Origin of the sequence: Sediminispirochaeta smaragdinae DSM 11293, from assembly GCF_000143985.1 — a bacterium.
Taxonomy (GTDB): domain Bacteria; phylum Spirochaetota; class Spirochaetia; order DSM-16054; family Sediminispirochaetaceae; genus Sediminispirochaeta; species Sediminispirochaeta smaragdinae.
In genome coordinates this window covers 982,014-1,000,974 of sequence record NC_014364.1, presented here as the reverse complement: position 1 = coordinate 1,000,974, position 18,961 = coordinate 982,014, and the positions used below count along the sequence as shown (strand labels likewise).

The following is an 18,961-nucleotide window of genomic DNA, read 5'->3' as shown; positions in this document are numbered from 1 at the left end:
CCTGGACAGTTGGATAGTATCCTATTCATTCAAAAGACACAAATCGCCACCGGAGAAACCTGTCTCTCCGGTGGCAAATGGGTAACAAAATCAATATTCGAGACGACGTGATCGCCAAAGACTTATTTCACCTCAACAACGGCGCCAGCAGCCTCAAGCTTCTCCTTCATGGAAGCAGCATCCTCCTTGGAAACCCCTTCCTTAATCGCCTTATCACCGGCTTCAACGATATCCTTAGCCTCTTTCAGGCCAAGACCGGTAATTGCTCGAACTTCCTTAATGACGGGAATCTTCTTTCCGTCGGCAACACTCTTAAGTATAACGTCGAATTCGGTTTTCTCTTCCTCTTCGGCAGCGGCGGCGGCAGGAGCAGCACCGGCAGCGGCAACAGCAACGGGTGCTGCAGCGGTAACACCGAACTTCTCTTCCATCATGGTGATGAGCTCGCTCACCTCAAGAACACTCATGTTCGCAATTGCTTCGAGGATATCCTCTTTCTTCACATCAGCCATATTATCTTCTCCTTCAATCTTTTAAGCCCGACGATAGCATGGCTTCTTTCGAAGACTAACGTCGAACAATTAATATGAACTCGCCGTCAACGACGACGAAAGGTTTCTACATTCAACCGGCCTGCTTCTTGTCGGCAACCGCCTGAAGCGTTCTGACCAATTTTGTGGGAACTGCGTTCAGAACATATACGACATGCTGCACCGGAGCCCTCATGGTCCCCATCAACATTGCAATCAGTTCATGCCGCGTCGGCAGTTTACTGAAGGCCTCGACCTGCTCCGCATCAAAAACATTCCCATTAATGATACCGCCCTTCACTTCAAGCGGAAGATCCTTGGCAATTTCAAAAAGGATCTTGGCCACAGGACCGGACTCACCCTTTGCAAGGGCAACCGCGGTAGGACCGGTCAGATGCTCATCAACGGCAGGCTGCTCCATATCACGAAGGGCAATCTTCGCAAAACGGTTCTTAACAACCTTAAAAAGAGCGTTTTCTTTTCGCAGCTTATCCCGAAGCTCGGTAATTTGAGCAACGGTAAGCCCCCGATAGTTGGTAAAGATATAATCCTGTACCCCTTCAAACTCACTCTTCAGAGAATCTACCGCTTCGACCTTGTAGTCCTGAATCTTTGTCTGGTATTCAGCCATCTTACACCCCCGCCTCGCGGAAATCGATCTTCACACCAGGTCCCATGGTAGAGGAAACGGTAACCGTCTTGACAAAATCACCCTTAACATCACTGGGACGCTTCTTCTCGACTTCATTCATAATGATGTTGATATTCTCGGTAACCTTGGAAGGCTCCATGGAAACCTTACCGACCGCAAGGTGAATAACTCCGGTTTTGTCGGAACGGAATTCCACACGCCCCTTTTTCAACTCGGCAAGAGCACCCTTAATGTCAAAGGTAACCGTCTGAGTTTTCGGGTTAGGCATCAAGCCCCGACGTCCGAGAATAGGTCCGAGCCGCCCAACATCCTTCATCATATCGGGAGTTGCAACGGCAACATCAAAATCGAGCCAGCCCCCCTTGATCTTTTCGACAAGGTCGGTATCGCCGACATAGGTGGCGCCTGCTTCTTCCGCTTCCTGGGCTTTGTCGCCTTTGGCAAAAACAAGTACCTTTTTCTCGGCCGTAAACTGGTGGGGAAGAACCACGGTATCACGCACCGACTGGCTCTTCTTGATATTAAGATTAATCGACAACTCAACGGTTTCGTCGAACTTTGCATACGCAAGTTTCTTCACCGTTGCAACACCTTCCTCAAGAGAAAAAAGCTGCTGACGATCGAACTGTCCTCGTGACTGAACATACTTCTTTCCACGCTTCATCAGTTCGCCACCTCTACACCCATACTTCGTGCCGTTCCCGCAATGATTTTGACTGCCGCTTCAATGTCGTTGGCACTCAAATCCTGCATCTTCGTCTCTGCTATCTGCTGCAGCTGCTCTCTGGTGATCTTGGCGACCTTCACCTTATGAGGTTCGGCAGAACCGCTGGTAATACCGCATGCCTTTTTGATAAGGACGGCCGCCGGCGGCGTTTTGGTAATAAAGGTGAAGCTTCGATCCTGATAAACGGAAATCTCCACCGGAATGGTAAGACCGGCCTCGAATTCCTTGGTCCGGTCGTTAAACTGCTGGCAAAACTGGGGGGCGCTTACACCATGAGGACCCAAAGCGGGACCCACGGGAGGCGCCGGTGTAGCCTTGCCGGCAGGAACCTGCAGCTTAATGACTGTGGTTACCTTTTTCTTTGCCATACATATGCTCCTGTGTGGTATTGACGTTCCCTTTTTTCAAGAGAACTCCCATCACCCTCCTCAACGAGGAGATATCACCTCAGATTTTTTCAACCTGAAGAAAATCAACTTCAACAGGGGTTGAGCGGCCGAAAATACCGACCATCACCCGCAATTTGCCCTTTTCAAGGTTAACCTCTTCGATATTTCCGGTAAAGGTATCAAAGGGACCGTCAACAATACGAACCACTTCACCGACGCTAAAGCTCTGCCGGGGACGAACCGTACGATCGGCTTTAATCTCTCCACTCTTTTGAAGAATCGCCTTTGCCTCATCGGAAGAGATTGGCTGCGGCTTCGCACCCACCGGCGCTCCCACGAATCCGGTAACACCTTGAATTTTCTTGATCTGTGAACAAACGGCCTTCCACCCGCGATCGGGCAGATCCATCTCAAGCAGTATGTAGCCGGGAAGAAATTTTCGGTTTGTAACCTTTTTCTTCCCATCCTTCACTTCAACTACTTCTTCGGAAGGGACCTTGACATCGGTAAGCGCATCTCCGAAATCACCGTCCCCCATCATCTTTCGGAGAAACCGTTCGATCTTGTTCTCATACCCTGAATAGGTATGAAGAACATACCACCCTTTCGCCATACAAATCCTCTTTCAACACAGAAAGCCCACCCGCAGAAAAGTTTCCTGCGCTGGGCTTCTGTCGCGCCGATGCCCGCTCTTAAAAAATAAGATCGATACCCTTGAGAAGCAGAAAATCAACAATCCCAAGGACCAGAGCAAAAAGAACTGTCGACACGATCACAACCTTTGTCGAAGAGATAACCTCTTCCCGACTAGGCCAAACGACCCGCCGCAACTCTGCGTAACTATTCTTGAAAAATTGAAGGATCTTTTTCATCCTTACGCTCCTCGCAACAATTAAAAAAAGACAGGCCAGGTAGGATTCGAACCTACAACATCCGGTTTTGGAGACCGGCGCTCTAGCCGTTGGAGCTACTGGCCTGTGTGGGTCCTATTTGATCTTCGTTTCCTTATGCAGTGTGTGCTTGCGGTCGAACTTACAATACTTCCGGAACTCAAGCTTTCCCTGGGTATTCCTTCGGTTTTTCTGGGTAGTATAGTTCCTGCGACCGCACTCTTCGCATTTCAGCGCAATCTTCTCCACTGCACCTTTCTTCTTGCTTGCCATACCCGTAAACTCCTTACTTCCCCGCAGGGATAAACGGTTCTCATGAGAATACTCTGAACCGAACAACTGTGTCAACGCATACGAAGGGATAAAAAAAGAGCCCTCGATCGGACTTGAACCGATGACCCCCACCTTACCATGGTGGTGCTCTACCGACTGAGCTACAAGGGCTTGCTTGACGCGCAGTTAAGCTATCAGAAGCACGATGATTTTGTCAAGAGGAGGAGGGAAAAGGTGCCCTAAAACTTTCAAGCGCCATCTATATCCTCCGACTCTTACCGCAGGTATTCCGGAAGCCCCTCAGCAGGAGAGCTTCCATAGTTTTTATAAGTTCATTATACTAACATCTTATAAGCGGAAGGCACTGTTTCAATCAATAGATGTGCATAACATGCCGCCTTGCTTAGAAATCTACATAAAACGCGGGGGCAGGAGAGATATCGGCGTACTGCTTACAGAGCGTCTGTCGACCGTCTACGATACAATCACCTATGGAAGAGAGTTCAGAACATTACAGGCGAAAAATAGCAGAACTGGAACTTTTGTTCGAAGTCAGCCAGACTTTGGATCGAAGTCTCGAAATAGAGGACGCCATCCAACCGGTACTGGAACTTTTGCGCGAGCATGTTCAGCTTCGGAACGGTATGGTTACCTTGATGAACCGCCATACCGGTCTGATCACCATCGAATCGGCAACGGAACTCAGCCGGGAGGCCCAGAAGAAGGGGGTCTATAAACCGGGCGAGGGAATCACCGGGCAAGTTGTCGCCTCTGGCGAGGCCATTGTGATCCCCGATATAAAAAAGGATAAGCGTTTCCTCAACAAGACGGGAACCTCCATTCCCGGAGGAAAGGTTTCCTTTATCTCGGTTCCGGTCACCCACAACAGGGACATCATGGGAACCATCAGCGCCATGCGCGTCGGCGGCGATGAAATGTCTTCCGATGAGGACTTTCGGATACTGACCATCATCGCATCCATGATAGCCCAGGCCGTCAGGTTGAGAAGACAGATCGAGGAAGAAAAGCAGCGCCTGGAAGAGGAGAACAATCGCCTCAAAAAAGAGTTGGAAGAGCGTTACCGGCCCAGAAACATCATAGGAAGCAGCGCAGCGATGAAAGAGGTGTATGCCCTCATCAGCCAGGTTGCTCCAAGCGATACAACGGTTCTCATACGGGGAGAAAGCGGTACGGGAAAAGAGCTGATCGCCCATGCCATTCACTATGCAAGTCCGAGGCAAAAGGGTCCTTTCATCAAGGTAAACTGCGCGGCCCTTCCCGAAGGGGTCATCGAGAGTGAACTCTTTGGCCACGAAAAGGGGGCCTTCACCGGAGCACACCAAAGCAGAAAGGGTCGTTTTGAACTGGCAGACGGCGGAACCATCTTTCTCGATGAAATCGGAGACCTTTCACCGGCAACCCAGGTAAAGCTGCTGCGGGTCCTGCAGGAGCGGGAGTTCGAACGGGTCGGAGGTGTCCAGACGGTCAAGGTCGACGTCAGAATCGTCGCCGCTACAAACCGTAATCTCGAAGAGTTTATCGCCGAAAACCGTTTTCGTGAGGACCTCTACTACCGGCTTGCCGTCTTCCCCATCCATGTTCCACCCCTTAGAAAACGAAAAAGCGACATCCTCCAGCTTGCGGATTTTTTTGCGGAAAAGTACGGCCACAAACAGGGGAAGCGGATCAAACGAATATCTACCCCCGCCATCGAGCTCCTTTCGATCTACCACTGGCCGGGAAACGTTCGTGAACTGGAAAATGTGATAGAACGTGCGGTCCTCCTTTCCACCGACGGGGTCATCCACGGCCACCACCTTCCCCCGACCCTTCAGTCTGCGGAGTCGAGCGATACCCGCTTTAAGGGGACACTTCAGGATGAAGTGGAGAAGTTCGAAAAAGAGCTTCTTCAGGAGGCCTTGAAATCATCCCAGGGCAATGCCGCCCAGGCTGCACGAAACCTCGGCATTACCGAACGGATCATGGGATTGCGTATTCACAAATATGAAATAGATACAAGTCGTTTCAAACCAAGATAGCTTTAGAATCCGCACAGGAGGCAGCTATGACGGAAAAAAAGAAAAGCGACGAAAATCGAAAGGACGAGGGAGCGAGCCGCAACGGCTTCGATGTAGAATCGATTATCTGGGGTTTTGCCGAACACCTTAGATACACCCTCGGCGACGATCGATACAGTGCCACCGACCACGATCGATTCATGGCCCTCGCCTATGCCATTAGGGACAGGATTCTCCATCGCTGGATCAAGACACGACAGCTCCATCGCCAAAGCGATGTAAAGCGCGTCTACTATCTCTCTCTCGAATTTTTGATCGGCAGGGCGATGACCAACAACGTCATAAACCTCGGTATCGAACCGGAAGTACGTGAGGCAATGGAGGAACTGGGATATCGCTATGAAGAGCTCGCCGATCAGGAAGTGGACGCGGGGCTCGGCAACGGAGGGCTCGGGCGTCTTGCCGCCTGCTTCATGGATTCTTTAGCCACCATGAAAATCCCCGCTGTAGGGTACGGTCTCAGGTACGATTACGGCATCTTCCGACAAAAAATAGAGAACGGTATGCAGGTGGAACAGCCCGACGACTGGCTCCGCTGGGGCAATCCATGGGAAATCGAACGGCCGGATATCAGCTTTCCGGTCCATTTCGGCGGCAGGGTCGAATCTGCCAGAGAAAAGGGGATACGCATCTACCGCTGGGTGGATACCCAGCCGGTGGTCGGCATCGCCTATGACATGCCCATCGTCGGCTATGGCGGCGATACGGTCAACACCCTCAGGCTCTGGAGTGCCAGGGCTGCGGAGGAGTTCGATTTCGACGACTTCAATGCCGGTGATTATGTAGAGGCGGTCAGCGCAAAGGTGATGGCAGAAAACCTCACCAAGGTGCTCTACCCCAACGACAAGCTTTATCTCGGAAAAGAACTTCGGCTGCGCCAGCAATACTTCTTCGTTTCATCTTCCCTTCGGGATATCTTCAGGCGCTTCCGCGCAACGGGAAAAAGTTGGGATCGTTTCCACGAGAATGCGGCGATTCAGCTGAACGACACCCATCCATCCCTCACCATCCCTGAGTGTATGCGTATCCTCATGGATGAAGAACACCTTGCGTGGGACGAAGCATGGGATGTGACGGTCCGTTCCACCGGCTACACCAATCACACCCTGATGCCCGAAGCGCTGGAAAAGTGGCCGGTTCCCATGCTCGAATCGCTTTTACCGCGACACCTTCAGATCATCTACGAAATCAACCACCGCTTTCTTCAGAAAGCGATTACCGTTTTCCCCGGTGATATGGCAAAGATCGCAAAGGTAAGCCTGGTTGAAGAGAGTGATCCGAAGCAAATCAGAATGGCGAATCTCAGCATCGTCGGAACCCACTCGACGAACGGAGTTGCGGCCCTCCACACAGAACTGCTGAAAAGCAGGCTGGTACCGGAGATGGCACAAATTTTTCCTCAGCGGTTCAACAACAAGACAAACGGCATAACCCAGCGGCGCTGGCTTCTTCAGGCAAATCCACCGCTGGCAGAACTTATCACCGGAGCCATCGGAGAAGGATGGATTACCGATTTTTCCAGGCTTACCGAGCTGAAGCCCTTTGCCGACGATCCCGGCTTTCTCGATGAGTTCCGAAAGGTTAAGAAACAGGCAAAAGAGGCCCTGGCACTTCAACTGCAGCGGGAGCAGGGGATACGGCTGGAAATCGCCACCCTTTTCGATGTACAGGTTAAGCGGATCCACGAATATAAGCGGCAGCTTCTCAATGCCCTTCACATCGTCATGCTCTACAACAGGATCAGGGACGGAAAGAAGGATGATTTTCAGCCGAGGAGTTTTCTTATCGCCGGCAAGGCGGCTCCGGGTTATGCCATGGCAAAGCTCATTATCAAACTTATCAATAACATCGCCCAGGTCGTCAATAGCGATACGGCGATGAAGGGAAAGCTCGCCCTTCACTTTGTTCCCAACTACCGTGTAAGCCTGGCCGAGAAGATCATTCCTGCTACAGATGTCTCCGAACAGATATCCACGGCGGGAACAGAAGCCTCGGGCACGGGGAATATGAAGTTTATGTGTAACGGTGCCCTTACCATGGGAACCCTCGATGGAGCAAACATCGAAATTGCGGAGGAGGCGGGAGCCGAAAATCTTTTCCTTTTCGGCTTAAAAGCCGATGAGGCAGAGGCCTTGATCCCTCACTACGACCCGTCACCGTATATAACGGAAGACGAAGAGATCAGAAGGGCGGTAGAACTGCTCTTTTCAGGCCATTTCAATTTTGCCGAGCCCGGCATTTTCGACCCCATTCGAGATATGCTGCTTGGAGGAAGAGACCGATACCTCCACCTTGCCGATCTGCGCAGCTATGCCGACGCCCAGCGCCGGGCCGAACAGCTCTACAGGAACGAACCCGAGGCGTGGTGCAAAAAGGCAGTCCTCAATATCGCTTCGGCAGGGAAATTTTCAAGTGACAGAGCAATCGCCCAATACGCATCGGACGTGTGGGATATCGGGCCAAGACCGGTGGGTGAAGACGGATCGGCACGGGAGATTATCGAAGACGCCCGAGCCATTCAGGAACGACGAACGAAAAAAGAGCGGCGCCACGGATAGCCGACGGGGCACCGGTGGAAGCCTTAGAAACCGAAGAAGGACTTTGCGGCGGGGAGCCAATAGGGCTCCGCGCCGGTAAAGGCAAGGACGATCAGCAAGGAGGGAAGGAAATTTGCCGTTTTTATCTCCCTGAGCCCAAGGAGATTAATACCGATCATCATAACGAGAACACCTCCGACACCGGAGATCTCACTCAGGCCGAGTTGCCCAATCATCGGCCCGATCCAGCCGGCGAGAAGGGTTAAGCCTCCCTGGTAGACAAGAATGGTGATAATGGAAAACATCACGCCTATCCCAAGGGCCGCAGAGAACATGATAGCCATAAAACCGTCCATGATCGATTTCATAAGAATGAGGTCGTAATCCCCCTCGGCCCCAGCCTTCATCGCTCCCACGATGGTCATCGCACCGACACAGAAAAGAACAGAGGCGTTAAGAAAGCCAAGAGCGAAGTTCTTGTTTTCCGCCGTCTCTTGCCTTCCACGTTTTACCAGGGATTCAAGAAACGTTCCGAAACGCATGATCCAGCCCTCGATGTTCCAGATCGTCCCGAGAATACCACCGAGGAAAAGGCTGAAAACCAGGTAAAGAACCCGGGCGGACTCAAACGCCATCTGAAGTCCGATTACGAGGCTTATACATCCGGCGCCGATATAGACAACATCCCGAATATCATCCCGAATTTTAGCGTGAACGGTGATCCCTATCAGTGAACCGAAGAAAACTGTGATACAATTCACAATAGTAGCTATCATAATGTGCGGTATTGTATCGATTTTTGAATATTTGGAAAAGTAGCTGCGGAGAGAGGAAAAATCTCAACTCTTGACGGTGCTATTTCGATCATTGTACTATACCGCTAAACAAAAAGGGGGAAATATGAGCGGCTGCGAAGATGACGAAAAACGGTATTGTGCCAATTGTATTCACTGCAAGACGGTTCGTGTACCTGCCGGAGACGGACGCAGCTACCAACTCCGTATCCGATGCGAAGCCGGGCAATGGAGAAAGAAACTGGGCGAGGAAAAGCTTCACAAGTATTTCACCGTTTCGCGAAGGGATGCTTCGGACTGTCCCCATTATGAAGAGATGGGAGAAAGTCGTGATTTCATAAAGGAGTTAAAAAAGAACCTCCCGATTAAGGATGAAATTTACTCTCCTTCGGAATACTAGACAATCGAGGTTAACCATCAACATGAAATGCAGAAACCTGTTTTCTTATCTCACGGCAGCCATTGTCGTGTCGATTCTATCATTCTCTATACTTGCATCCTGCGCCTCAGAACCCGAACCGGTTCTCTCCGATCTCACACCGGCGCAAATATTTCAACAGGCCCAGGAAGCGGCCTCAAATGATAAATTTCAGAGGGCAATTGAATATTACCACTACTTTCTGGATAGTTACCCGAATGAAACCTCAAGAAGGGTTGAAGCTGAATATGAAATAGCCTTCCTGATCCATAAAATGGGTAACGACCAGGAAGCTCTGAGACTATTTGATGCGCTTTTGGAAAAGTACCGGAGCGAAGAGGCGGCGGTCTACCCGCAGTGGCCCAAGGTCCTTGCCACAAAGGTAAGCGAAGAAATCAGGCAACAACAGCAGGGAAATCAAACACCGCCCGCTACTGAGGCAGAATAATTACGTTTAATTCGATCCCCGCCGCCTCCGCGTCGGTGTAGACCAGCTCCTTTGTCACCCTCCCCCTCGGCATAGGATGGGGGGGAGCATCCCCGACGAGAATGATCATTTTGGCATCGCCGGACCAGGGGTATTCGTGTATGCCGGCATACAGCGCTTCATACACAGCTTCGGGAATATCCCTTCCTCCGAAAACGCGAATTCCAGACAGTACCCGCTGGAGCGACGAAAAATCGTCCTGAAAGGGGAAGGTCTTGGTCAGATATTCCTCGTAGTAATCCCTGTAGAGAACAAGGCCGAAACGAAAACGGGCAAAGTGTCCACTCACCTCTTTCAGCATCGGAATCAGTGAGGTTTTCAGGTGGGGGATATCGTTTTCCATACTCTTTGTGGTATCGAGACAGAGAACCAGATCAAGGCTGTCGCCCTCGGCCTTGTCGATGAGCTTCTTTATATCGCCGATGAGGTCGCTCTCACCCTTTCCGTAGATGATCTCTCCCTCCCCTTTTTCGCTGATCTCTTCGTAGGCTTCAAGGGTCTCTTTCATATATCGGCTTCGATCAGGCTCTTCCTCCGGTTCGACCGGTTCGGGAGGAGGAAGGGGATGCTGAATGACCCGTACGACAAAGGGATTGTCGACGAAGGAGCCTTCATAATCGGCATAGGGAAGGGAAAAGGTTCGTATGTTAAACCAGCTTCCGTCCAGGATCTGAATCCTGCCGTTACGCGACCATTCATAACCGAACTGCACCACATAGGGGATAAAAATCCGGAAAGCCGATCCAAGCTGGGGATGGGGCTCCGGAGTAGAATCGACAAGGAAATAACGGCTGGTTTCCGCAGGATCAAGGATCTTGCCATCGAGCATCCTCATCTCATTTCCATTCGCCGGATGATAGTTCGGATTCTGAAACGCATAGCTGTCGACCCGCCTGTCGGGATGAGCGGTGGATTCGGTAAGGAGTACCGACCCTATACCCTTCTTGGCGCGGATATAGAGGTAATAGCCGCCCTCCAGGCTTTGTTCGATCACAAGATCGTCGGGCGTTAGGGTCAGAGCGCTCTCCTGGGCATATAACGGCAATGCGAGCATACATGCCAGCGAGAACGAAACAGCAGCGATATAATAAGCTGGAGCCTTCATATAGAAAGTATCGGCAGCAAAGACCCCGCTGATAAGTGGGGCTTTGGCGATAGCTCACCCTTTCACGGCCCCGCTTGTCATCCCCTTGATGATTTTGTCGTGAAACAGGATATAGACGAAGATGGTCGGAATAATGCTCAGGACAATGGCCGCATACATGCTGGTGTAATCGGTAATAAACTGGCTCTTAAAGAATCGTATTCCCAGTTGGAGGGTCCTCGCCTTTACCGAACTGGTCAGCAGCAGTGCATAGATAAATTCGTTCCAGCTGAAAAGAAAGACAAAGGTCCCGGCCGTTACCAATCCGAGCCTACTGAGAGGGAAAATCACCCGGGTAAAGCGTTGAGCCAGGGAACAACCGTCGATAACCGCCGCCTCCTCCAACTCTCGGGGGATGCTTCGCATAAATCCGTGAATCAGAAAAACCGATACGGGGATGCTGACGGCGGCATAGGTTATGATCAAGCCGAAAAGCGTATCGTAAAGGCCCAGGCTGCTGATAAGACGGAAATAAGGAACCATGAGTGCGATAACGGGGACTAAGATTCCGGCAACCACAATATTAAAGAGGGTTTCGTGTCCCCGAAAGGGCTCTCGGCTTATGACAAAGGCAGCCATGGACGATGCAAGGATATTGAGGGCCGTCGAAGCACAGGAGACAATAATGGTGTGTAAAAACAACAGGTGGAGGTCACTTATGGAGACTGCATTAATATAGTTTGCAAACTGCCACAGCTCAGGGAGGGAAAAGGGCTTGGTCTGAAACTCAAGATTGGTTTTGAAACTGGAAATCACCAACCAGATCAGGGGAAAGAGGGTGACGATGAGAAAAAAGAGCAGAAAAAGCCATTTTACAAGACCTGCCGCACGATGCGCTATTAATGATGGTGTACCGTTCCTTCCCATACTCCTCACCTACTGCACCGTCTCGCTGGCAGCTTCCACACGCCCGAATATTCTACGGATGAAAATGATAAGAAGGACCCCCGTCAGAACGAGAACCGACCCGATGGCATTGGCCTGACCATAGTCAAGGGCTCCCATCTTTTTGTAAAGCAACAGCCCCAATACGCTGGTGGAATTTGCAGGTCCGCCGTTGGTCATCAGGTAGGTTGCCTCAAAATGCCTAAGGCCGTAGGCAACGGCCAAAGTCATGGAGGTGACAAGGAGCCCCCGGATCATGGGCAGGGTGACATACAACTCCTGTCGCAGAACCCCGGCCCCATCCATTTCCGCGGCCTCGTACAATGAGTCGGGAATAGAAAGGATACCGGCAAGGATGATGATCATGAAATAACCGATATAGAGCACCTGCTGAGCTATGACGGCAGGAAGGGCGGTCCCTATCTCCCCCAACCAGTTATGGGTCCATGATGCAAGACCGACCGCCGACAAAAAATGGTTGAGAATGCCGTATTCGGCATTATAGAGAGCCATCCACATCATGGCGATTGCAACCTGGCTGATGACATTGGGAAGGAAGTAGACGGTCCGCAGGAAACGCCACCCCCTGGGCTTTCTCGCCAGAATCATCGCCGTTATTGTGGCCAGAGGAACCTGTATAAAGGCAAGAGCAAAGGCCCAGATGAAATTATTACGAAGGGAGAGGCGGAAGGTCCCGTTTCCGAAAAGCTTGATGTAATTGCTAAGCCCCGTGAACGACATCGCCTTGATGCCGTTCCAGGAGGTACAACCTGTGACAAAAACAAATACGAGGGGATAGAGAAAGAAGGCGCAATATAGTAGCACCACCGGCAGAAGAAAGAGCATGATTCCCTTCCAATTCGTTCTTGATGCACTCATATATTGTCCCGTTGGAACGAAACCGTTCGTCGTACGCTTATTCGACTATTCGGCCGCTTCGATAATCTGATCCACAAATTCCTTCGGAGTGGCCTCCCCGAGGGCCATCTTTCCCAGGGCCTGGCCAAATTCGGCGGCCACATCGGTTGTAACATTGCCCTGAAAGTGAGAGGTGATGAAGGTGGCGTTGGAGGCCGCTTCCATAAACTGCTTCTGGAGTGGGTCCACAGCCTCATCACCGACCTGAAATTTCACACAAAAGAGGCTCCCCGAATCCATGGAAATCCGTTTTATGTTCTCAGGAGCGGTCATCCACTTCATAAAGCTAACGACGGCAGCACGACGGGTAGGATCATCTGTTTTTGCCGCAGCCAGATTGGAAAGGAGAAAACCGATCTGGGCCCCTGCACTGCCACCCGGAGCCTGAGGCGCCGCAGTCACCTTGGTATGGGCATATACCTCCGGAGCATCGCTTTTTACCCTGCCGATATACCACGGTCCGTTGATGAAGATCGCGGTGTCTCCCGCCAGATAGTGCCCCCCGGAAACGGCTGCATCTCCGCCGACCGCATCTCTGGTTGTATTTCCGTCCTGGTACATGTGCAGAAGGATAGCCGCCGCCTTCTCAAAGACAGGATCGGAAAAAGGCTTCTTCCAGACATCAGGACCACCAAGTCCGGCCACGATGTGGCTGTACCACAACATGCTTGTCCAGGCGTTGGTTCCTCCCGTCATCTGGCTCGTAGGGACAATACCCGCGGCCTTCAACGTATCGCAGGCAACCCAGAACTCATCAAAGGTTTTCGGAAAGGAGTCGATGCCGGCCTTATCGAAGAGCGCCTGATTGTACCAAATCGGGGTGATGGCCTGTTCGTACGGGATCGACTTCACCATCCCGTTTTTAGTGGCCGCGTCGATGGTACCTGAAACAAAGGTCTCCCCCCAAGGGCCCTTAAGATCTTCGGAAAAATCCATCAAAAGGTCTCCCTCGTAATATTGGAAGGTTGTCGGATCCGGATTAAAAACGAAAATATCCGGTACCTGTCCGCTGGCTATGGCCGTATTAAGCTTATTCCGATATCCGTCGTAATCGGGATTCGGCTCAATTTCGACCTTGATACTGCCGGCGTGTTCCTCGTTGAATTCGGCAACGAGCTTCTCAACCATCGGAGCCTTCGAATCTTTCCCTACCCAAATGGTCGGCCATTTGAGAACAATCTCGCCCTCACCTGCCCCTTGTCGGCCGCAACCGGAAAAAAGAGAAACGAGGACAAGGCCAGCTGCAAAGCATAGCGCCCGTCCGGTGGTCTGTATCGGATATTTCATCTGTTTTACTCCTCATATCTGCTTTTTCACACACTTTTCACGTCATAAGAACAATTGGTATCAAGGGTGGAAAGAAAATCGAAGACATGCCCTTTATTCTATCATATTCGGCCAAAGAGGTGGTACAAAAGGGGGGAATCGGCTCTTTTTAGCACCTTTCTAACACACCTCATGGCTTCCTTAGGCTACTTAATCGTCCTCGTACAGTTCGCTGAACTGATCCCAAGCCTCTGCTTCTCCCTTACGAAGGCGAAGAAGAAAGCGATAATGGTGCAGGAGGGAGCGCATCTGGAGCAGCCGCTTTTCGTCAAGATCGGCGGAAGTATCGAAGCCGTAGCTTATCAGAGCATCATCATCAGACTCAAAAGCCTCTTTCATCACCCGCAAGAGCTTCTCCTTATTCATGCGGACGAAGCCGTTGATGGGCCAGAGCAGCGTCGGAGCATAGTGATAGCCTTCCAAGGTAGCCGCCGTCTGATCAAGCTGGTGGGAATCATCGAGATCGATCACTGCCTCTGCCTCCGAAAGCAGCGTTTTGGCTTCTTGTTTGAATGTATCTTTGTCCATAAACACCTCCCTCTTAAGGATAACCGTGATAAAGCTTGCTGGCAAGAATTTCAAAATCCGGGTACAGTAGGTGAGCATGAAAGAGCAAACACCCTATTATTGTATCATGGCGGCTGCAGGAACCAGCAGCCGCATGGGCGGCACATGGAAATTGATGCTTCCCTACGGCGACGGTACCATTATCGAAGCCTCACTGCGGGCGGCGGCCGCCTGTTGCCGTACTATTATCGTTGTCACGGGCTTCCGGGCAGAGGAACTCGAAAGCTATATAGAAGGCCTCTCCTTCGACCATGCCGTCGTTACAACGGTCAGGAATGACGAGTACCCAAAGGGGATGTTTTCAAGCATACGGCGAGGGGTCGCAAAGATGCGAAAAATCGAGGGAAGAGAGCCCGGGACGCCCTTTTTCATCGCCCTTGCGGATATGCCCGCAGTCACGACTGCGGGATATCAATACCTCTGCAGGGAAAGCGGCAGAGCAGAGGTGATTCGGCCGCTTTTTCAGGGATTGCCTGCCCACCCCGTTCTCTGCAGCTACACGGTAGGAGAAACGATTATGGGTGAACCCGATGACTCTGCAATGAAAAGGGTCCTGGCTCAGCATACGCTTTTGGAGCTTCCCGTATCAAACAGAGGACAGGTGCAGGACGTTGACACACCGGAGGCCTACCGTATGGCTGTCGAACAGGAAAAGGGTACACGGGAACAATGAATCGTGCTCCGGTTATACTTTTCATGCTCCTGCTCATCCCGTGTATCGCCTCCGCCCTTCCCCAGGACATGATAGCTCCTCCTGTGCTTTTTAACCTCCACCCCCTCTATACCGCAGGGGCTCAACCCCTCTGCAATCCGGCGCAGACTGCCGGCGAGGGAGAGCTTATTTTCAAGGCGGCGATAAGCTACGGAAACAATTATATCGTAGAGGGACTGCAGGACGACGACACCACCATCGACCTCGAGCTTGACTCGGAAGGGGTGGCAGCCGATCTCTCGGCCAGGATCGGTCTGAATAATCGCAGCGATTTCATTGTCGGGCTTCAAGCCTCAGGCCAATACGGGGGAGTCCTCGATCCCATCATCAACGGGTTCCACAACCTTTTCGGTTTTCCAAACGGCGGGCGAGAATTGAGGGATCCCAACGAGACGAGCTTCATCATATATCAGGATCATCAGACCATCCTGGAAACGGATGATCATCTGGGATCGCTTTACATGACTTTGGAACCGAGACTGCTGCTTTTTCGTGATAAGAGGGTTGGAAGGTTTTTTGCAACAATGAGCCTTGGACTTTGGAGCGCCCTTCCCCTCTTCGTCCCCGGCCACCCCCTTGCGGCATCGAAAAAAGAAAGCCTCAAGGCGGGGATACGAAGCTACCTCGCCATTGAAACAGGGCCCTACTTTCTTCAGGCCTCAGGCTCATTGGCGGGAACAAGTGCCCCGAGGTTCCTGGATTCCGAAGATCTCGACGCGCTGCAATTCCTCTTCGATTTCACCATCGGAAGATGCTTCGGCGAGGAGGTCAGTGCAAAGTGTTCGGTTTCAGGAACAACAAGCCCCTTTCATCTCGGATATGAGCGCACGGATACGTTCTCGGCCGTATTTTTGCTCGGGGGCTGCCTTCGGACAAGCCCCCGCGACACACTGGACTTTGGTTTTGCCGAGGAGTTCTTTACCTTTGCCGCAACCGATATCGGTTTTCACATCTCCTGGAGCCACCGTACCGGAGGCCGTTAGACCTTCGGTGCCGGTGCAAAGGGTTTAAAGGTGAGGTTTCCCCCCGAGGCCGAAACCTCGACTCCGCCGCCGTCCTGGATCTCCCCTGCAAGCATCATCTTTGCCAGCTGGTTCTGAAGCAGATTCTGGATGGTCCGCTTTACCGGGCGGGCACCAAATGCGGGATCATAGCCAAGGGAGGCAAGAAGCTCCTTCGCCTTAGGCTTCAGCACAAGCGAGATATGCTGCGAAGCAAGCCGCCGCTCGAGCCGCTCGAGCTGAATATCGACAATAGAGAGAATCTCCTCCTTGCCTAAGCGGTGGAAGGTGATGATCTCATCGACCCGGTTGAGGAATTCGGGCTTAAAGGTGGCACGCATCAGCTGATGTACCTTTTCATTGATCTCGTCGCCGTCTGCAGCCTGAAGAATAAGGTCGCTTCCGATATTACTGGTCATGATGATGATGGCGTTGCGAAAATCAACCAGACGCCCCTGGCCGTCGGTCAGCCTTCCATCATCCAGAAGCTGAAGCATGATGTTGAAAACATCGGGATGGGCCTTTTCGATTTCGTCGAACAAGACCACCGAGTAGGGGCGTCTTCTCACCGCCTCGGTAAGTTGCCCCCCCTGGTCGTAGCCGACATAGCCAGGAGGCGCTCCGATAAGACGACTGACCGCATGCTTTTCCATATATTCACTCATGTCGATTCTGGTAAGGGCGCGCTCGTCGTCAAAGAGAAAATCGGCAAGAGTCCTGGCAAGTTCGGTCTTTCCAACCCCCGTCGGGCCGATGAAGATAAAGGAACCAAGAGGCCTTGCCTCATCGGAGAGACCGGTCTTGTTCCGCCTGATGGCATCACTGACGGCACGGATAGCCTCCTTCTGGCCGACCACCCGCTTTTCCAGGGTCGATTCCAGCTGGAGATACTTTGCCATCTCGCTTGCAAGCATCTTACTGACGGGAATACCGGTCCAGGTTGAGACAACCTCGGCAATATCTTCTTCGGTAACCTCTTCACGGAGCAGTGCGCTTTGGCCCTGCATTTTTGCAAGCTCGGCGCTTTTTTCCTCGATCTGATGCTTGATTTCCGGTATCTTACCGTGTTTTATCTCTGCGGCACCGGTAAGATTCCCGTCCCGTTCGAAACGGACCTCATCGCTTTTGTACTGTTCGAGACGACTTTTCAGCTCTCGAATACCATCGATCACCTTTTTTTCATTGTTCCACTGAAGCCGCATGGCGTCTCTACCGCTCTTTAAATCGGCCAGCTCGCGGTCAAGCTTTTCCAACCGCTCCTTACTTGCCTCATCATCCTCCCGAACCAGGGCCTGTCGCTCGATATTGAGCTGCAGAATCTTCCGCTCGATCTTGTCGAGTTCGATGGGCTGACTCTCGATCTCCATCTTGAGCCTGCTGGCAGCCTCGTCGACAAGGTCTATCGCCTTATCGGGCAGGAAACGGCTGGTGATGTAGCGGTCCGAAAGGGTGGCCGCAGCGATCAGCGCCTCATCCTTGATCCTGACCCCGTGATGCACCTCGTAGCGCTCCTGAAGTCCCCTGAGAATGGCGATGGTGCTTTCCACCGAAGGCTCGCTGGTCATTACCGGCTGAAAACGGCGTTCCAACGCAGGGTCTTTCTCGATATGCTTTCGGTACTCATCCAGGGTCGTGGCACCAATTGCCCGCAATTCTCCCCGGGCAAGGGCAGGCTTGAGAAGGTTACTCGCATCGGTGGAACCTTCGGCAGCTCCCGCGCCGACAAGGGTGTGAAGCTCATCGATGAAGAGAATAATCTGACCGTCGGACTCTCCTATCTCATGAATAACGGCCTTAAGACGCTCTTCAAACTCTCCTCTGAACTTAGCCCCGGCAATAAGAGCTCCAAGGTCGAGGGCAAGCAGACGTTTGTTTTTAAGAGAATCGGGGACATCACCGGAAACGATCCTTCGGGCAAGGCCCTCGGCAATAGCGGTTTTTCCGACCCCCGGTTCACCGATCAGCACGGGGTTGTTCTTTGTCCGCCGACTTAAAACCTGCATTACCCGACGAATCTCTTCGTCCCTTCCGATGACTGGATCAAGCTTCTCTCTCCTGGCAAGGGCCGTGAGGTCCTTACAATACTTATCAAGGACCTGATACCGCTCCTCGGGATTCTGGTCGGTCACACGCTGATTTCCGCGGACGGCACGAAGAGCCTCGAAGGTTCTGTCCCGGGTAACCCCCTGTCGCCCAAGCAAGTCGGCAGCGTTCCCTCCCACGGATAGCATCGCCAGGAGGATGTGTTCAGCACTTACATATTGGTCTTTCAGCCCCTTTGATTCCTGCTCCGCCTTGTGGAGGATATTCCCCATCTCCGCAGAAAGGGTAATCTGGGAAGCACTCCCGTAGGCCCTGGGCTTTGATTCGAGAGCCTCCTGCACATCGGCTTCTATGGCTCCTCTATCGGCCCCAAGCCTGTCGAGAAGAGGCGGCACGACACCATCCTTCTGCCGCAGCAGGGCCAGTAAAAAGTGTTCCGGTTCAATAGTTGAATGATTGTAGTCCCGGGCGATGGAGTCGGCCTCCTGAAACGCCTCTTGTACCTTTACCGTCATGTTTTCGTATCGCATAGATGCACCTCTATTTTATATGTCTATATCTTTTCGGTTGATTGCACGCCGCTTTTTCTT

At 52.0% G+C, this 18,961-nt stretch carries 20 protein-coding genes and 2 tRNA genes; 6 read left to right on the top strand and 16 right to left on the bottom strand.

Annotated elements, in window-relative coordinates; all coding sequences use genetic code 11:
* Nucleotides 1-122 precede the first annotated feature (122 nt).
* The 9 genes from rplL to SPIRS_RS04760 all read right to left on the bottom strand — a co-directional run bounded on the left by rplL (nucleotide 123) and on the right by SPIRS_RS04760 (nucleotide 3,632).
* Nucleotides 123-512 carry a 50S ribosomal protein L7/L12 gene (rplL, locus tag SPIRS_RS04800; RefSeq protein ID WP_013253546.1) on the bottom strand — a complete coding sequence of 130 codons (390 nt, stop codon included), beginning with the start codon at nucleotides 510-512 and terminating at the stop codon, nucleotides 123-125.
* A gap of 112 nt (nucleotides 513-624) precedes the next feature.
* A complete protein-coding gene (rplJ, locus tag SPIRS_RS04795) occupies nucleotides 625-1,161 on the bottom strand; it encodes a 50S ribosomal protein L10 (RefSeq protein ID WP_013253545.1) in 537 nt (178 codons plus the stop codon).
* A gap of 1 nt (nucleotide 1,162) precedes the next feature.
* Complete coding sequence (gene rplA / locus SPIRS_RS04790; protein ID WP_013253544.1) at nucleotides 1,163-1,846, bottom strand: 50S ribosomal protein L1; 684 nt, start codon at nucleotides 1,844-1,846, stop codon at nucleotides 1,163-1,165.
* Complete coding sequence (gene rplK, locus SPIRS_RS04785; RefSeq protein ID WP_013253543.1) at nucleotides 1,846-2,277, bottom strand: 50S ribosomal protein L11; 432 nt, start codon at nucleotides 2,275-2,277, stop codon at nucleotides 1,846-1,848. The genes rplA and rplK overlap by 1 nt, the downstream gene beginning before the upstream one ends.
* A 79-nt stretch (nucleotides 2,278-2,356) precedes the next feature.
* Nucleotides 2,357-2,911 carry a transcription termination/antitermination protein NusG gene (gene nusG, locus SPIRS_RS04780; protein WP_013253542.1) on the bottom strand — a complete coding sequence of 185 codons (555 nt, stop codon included), beginning with the start codon at nucleotides 2,909-2,911 and terminating at the stop codon, nucleotides 2,357-2,359.
* Between the two features lie 79 nt (nucleotides 2,912-2,990).
* On the bottom strand, nucleotides 2,991-3,170 hold the full coding sequence (gene secE, locus SPIRS_RS04775) for a preprotein translocase subunit SecE (RefSeq protein WP_013253541.1): 180 nt from the start codon (nucleotides 3,168-3,170) through the stop codon (nucleotides 2,991-2,993).
* A gap of 31 nt (nucleotides 3,171-3,201) precedes the next feature.
* Nucleotides 3,202-3,275: transfer RNA gene (locus tag SPIRS_RS04770), tRNA-Trp, on the bottom strand.
* Nucleotides 3,276-3,284: 9 nt separating this feature from the next.
* A complete protein-coding gene (gene rpmG / locus SPIRS_RS22335) occupies nucleotides 3,285-3,461 on the bottom strand; it encodes a 50S ribosomal protein L33 (RefSeq protein ID WP_013253540.1) in 177 nt (58 codons plus the stop codon).
* 98 nt (nucleotides 3,462-3,559) lie between these two features.
* Nucleotides 3,560-3,632 (bottom strand) — tRNA-Thr (locus SPIRS_RS04760).
* 320 nt (nucleotides 3,633-3,952) lie between these two features.
* Between SPIRS_RS04760 and nifA the strand changes: the two genes are divergently transcribed.
* Complete coding sequence (gene nifA / locus SPIRS_RS04755) at nucleotides 3,953-5,500, top strand: nif-specific transcriptional activator NifA (protein ID WP_013253539.1); 1,548 nt, start codon at nucleotides 3,953-3,955, stop codon at nucleotides 5,498-5,500.
* Between the two features lie 26 nt (nucleotides 5,501-5,526).
* Nucleotides 5,527-8,097, top strand: a complete 2,571-nt coding sequence (locus SPIRS_RS04750; protein ID WP_013253538.1) for a glycogen/starch/alpha-glucan phosphorylase — start codon at nucleotides 5,527-5,529, stop codon at nucleotides 8,095-8,097.
* Nucleotides 8,098-8,120: 23 nt separating this feature from the next.
* On the opposite strand, the gene SPIRS_RS04745 is transcribed toward SPIRS_RS04750, so the two are convergent.
* Nucleotides 8,121-8,837: a DUF554 domain-containing protein gene (locus tag SPIRS_RS04745; RefSeq protein WP_245537699.1), complete on the bottom strand. Its 717-nt coding sequence runs from the start codon at nucleotides 8,835-8,837 to the stop codon at nucleotides 8,121-8,123.
* Between the two features lie 139 nt (nucleotides 8,838-8,976).
* Between SPIRS_RS04745 and SPIRS_RS04740 the strand changes: the two genes are divergently transcribed.
* Both SPIRS_RS04740 and SPIRS_RS04735 read left to right on the top strand, forming a co-directional pair.
* On the top strand, nucleotides 8,977-9,270 hold the full coding sequence (locus SPIRS_RS04740; protein ID WP_013253536.1) for a hypothetical protein: 294 nt from the start codon (nucleotides 8,977-8,979) through the stop codon (nucleotides 9,268-9,270).
* Between the two features lie 22 nt (nucleotides 9,271-9,292).
* The gene (locus tag SPIRS_RS04735) at nucleotides 9,293-9,736 is read left to right on the top strand and encodes an outer membrane protein assembly factor BamD (protein WP_013253535.1); all 444 of its coding nucleotides are present in this window, start codon (nucleotides 9,293-9,295) and stop codon (nucleotides 9,734-9,736) included.
* Here the strand turns inward: SPIRS_RS04735 and SPIRS_RS04730 are convergent.
* The 5 genes from SPIRS_RS04730 to SPIRS_RS04710 form a co-directional block, all read right to left on the bottom strand.
* Entirely contained in the window at nucleotides 9,720-10,880 is a 1,161-nt protein-coding gene (locus SPIRS_RS04730) for a vWA domain-containing protein (RefSeq protein WP_049784587.1), read from the bottom strand. The two genes, SPIRS_RS04735 and SPIRS_RS04730, sit on opposite strands and share 17 nt — an antisense overlap.
* Nucleotides 10,881-10,934: 54 nt before the next feature.
* A complete protein-coding gene (locus SPIRS_RS04725) occupies nucleotides 10,935-11,786 on the bottom strand; it encodes a carbohydrate ABC transporter permease (RefSeq protein WP_013253533.1) in 852 nt (283 codons plus the stop codon).
* A gap of 9 nt (nucleotides 11,787-11,795) precedes the next feature.
* A complete protein-coding gene (locus SPIRS_RS04720; RefSeq protein WP_013253532.1) occupies nucleotides 11,796-12,683 on the bottom strand; it encodes a carbohydrate ABC transporter permease in 888 nt (295 codons plus the stop codon).
* Between the two features lie 45 nt (nucleotides 12,684-12,728).
* Nucleotides 12,729-14,009, bottom strand: coding sequence for an ABC transporter substrate-binding protein (locus SPIRS_RS04715; protein ID WP_013253531.1), 1,281 nt, complete (start codon nucleotides 14,007-14,009; stop codon nucleotides 12,729-12,731).
* A 189-nt stretch (nucleotides 14,010-14,198) separates the two neighbouring features.
* Nucleotides 14,199-14,576 carry a hypothetical protein gene (locus SPIRS_RS04710; protein ID WP_013253530.1) on the bottom strand — a complete coding sequence of 126 codons (378 nt, stop codon included), beginning with the start codon at nucleotides 14,574-14,576 and terminating at the stop codon, nucleotides 14,199-14,201.
* 76 nt (nucleotides 14,577-14,652) lie between these two features.
* On the opposite strand from SPIRS_RS04710, the gene SPIRS_RS04705 reads away from it, so the two are divergent.
* Complete coding sequence (locus tag SPIRS_RS04705; RefSeq protein ID WP_013253529.1) at nucleotides 14,653-15,288, top strand: nucleotidyltransferase family protein; 636 nt, start codon at nucleotides 14,653-14,655, stop codon at nucleotides 15,286-15,288.
* Nucleotides 15,285-16,310: a DUF3187 family protein gene (locus SPIRS_RS04700; RefSeq protein ID WP_013253528.1), complete on the top strand. Its 1,026-nt coding sequence runs from the start codon at nucleotides 15,285-15,287 to the stop codon at nucleotides 16,308-16,310. Before SPIRS_RS04705 ends, SPIRS_RS04700 begins: the two co-directional genes overlap by 4 nt.
* Here SPIRS_RS04700 and clpB read toward each other — a convergent pair.
* Nucleotides 16,307-18,901: an ATP-dependent chaperone ClpB gene (gene clpB / locus SPIRS_RS04695; RefSeq protein WP_013253527.1), complete on the bottom strand. Its 2,595-nt coding sequence runs from the start codon at nucleotides 18,899-18,901 to the stop codon at nucleotides 16,307-16,309. The two genes, SPIRS_RS04700 and clpB, sit on opposite strands and share 4 nt — an antisense overlap.
* Between the last annotated feature and the right edge of the window lie 60 nt (nucleotides 18,902-18,961).

What these genes read in the sequence shown, in the direction of transcription:
- rplL (WP_013253546.1), bottom strand. Translation starts at nt 512, where the DNA reads ATGGCTGATGTGAAGAAAGAGGATATCCTCGAAGCAATTGCGAACATG.
- rplJ (WP_013253545.1), bottom strand. Translation starts at nt 1,161, where the DNA reads ATGGCTGAATACCAGACAAAGATTCAGGACTACAAGGTCGAAGCGGTA.
- rplA (WP_013253544.1), bottom strand. Translation starts at nt 1,846, where the DNA reads ATGAAGCGTGGAAAGAAGTATGTTCAGTCACGAGGACAGTTCGATCGT.
- rplK (WP_013253543.1), bottom strand. Translation starts at nt 2,277, where the DNA reads ATGGCAAAGAAAAAGGTAACCACAGTCATTAAGCTGCAGGTTCCTGCC.
- nusG (WP_013253542.1), bottom strand. Translation starts at nt 2,911, where the DNA reads ATGGCGAAAGGGTGGTATGTTCTTCATACCTATTCAGGGTATGAGAAC.
- secE (WP_013253541.1), bottom strand. Translation starts at nt 3,170, where the DNA reads ATGAAAAAGATCCTTCAATTTTTCAAGAATAGTTACGCAGAGTTGCGG.
- rpmG (WP_013253540.1), bottom strand. Translation starts at nt 3,461, where the DNA reads ATGGCAAGCAAGAAGAAAGGTGCAGTGGAGAAGATTGCGCTGAAATGC.
- nifA (WP_013253539.1), top strand. Translation starts at nt 3,953, where the DNA reads ATGGAAGAGAGTTCAGAACATTACAGGCGAAAAATAGCAGAACTGGAA.
- SPIRS_RS04750 (WP_013253538.1), top strand. Translation starts at nt 5,527, where the DNA reads ATGACGGAAAAAAAGAAAAGCGACGAAAATCGAAAGGACGAGGGAGCG.
- SPIRS_RS04740 (WP_013253536.1), top strand. Translation starts at nt 8,977, where the DNA reads ATGAGCGGCTGCGAAGATGACGAAAAACGGTATTGTGCCAATTGTATT.
- SPIRS_RS04735 (WP_013253535.1), top strand. Translation starts at nt 9,293, where the DNA reads ATGAAATGCAGAAACCTGTTTTCTTATCTCACGGCAGCCATTGTCGTG.
- SPIRS_RS04730 (WP_049784587.1), bottom strand. Translation starts at nt 10,880, where the DNA reads ATGAAGGCTCCAGCTTATTATATCGCTGCTGTTTCGTTCTCGCTGGCA.
- SPIRS_RS04725 (WP_013253533.1), bottom strand. Translation starts at nt 11,786, where the DNA reads ATGGGAAGGAACGGTACACCATCATTAATAGCGCATCGTGCGGCAGGT.
- SPIRS_RS04720 (WP_013253532.1), bottom strand. Translation starts at nt 12,683, where the DNA reads ATGAGTGCATCAAGAACGAATTGGAAGGGAATCATGCTCTTTCTTCTG.
- SPIRS_RS04715 (WP_013253531.1), bottom strand. Translation starts at nt 14,009, where the DNA reads ATGAAATATCCGATACAGACCACCGGACGGGCGCTATGCTTTGCAGCT.
- SPIRS_RS04710 (WP_013253530.1), bottom strand. Translation starts at nt 14,576, where the DNA reads ATGGACAAAGATACATTCAAACAAGAAGCCAAAACGCTGCTTTCGGAG.
- SPIRS_RS04705 (WP_013253529.1), top strand. Translation starts at nt 14,653, where the DNA reads ATGAAAGAGCAAACACCCTATTATTGTATCATGGCGGCTGCAGGAACC.
- SPIRS_RS04700 (WP_013253528.1), top strand. Translation starts at nt 15,285, where the DNA reads ATGAATCGTGCTCCGGTTATACTTTTCATGCTCCTGCTCATCCCGTGT.
- clpB (WP_013253527.1), bottom strand. Translation starts at nt 18,901, where the DNA reads ATGCGATACGAAAACATGACGGTAAAGGTACAAGAGGCGTTTCAGGAG.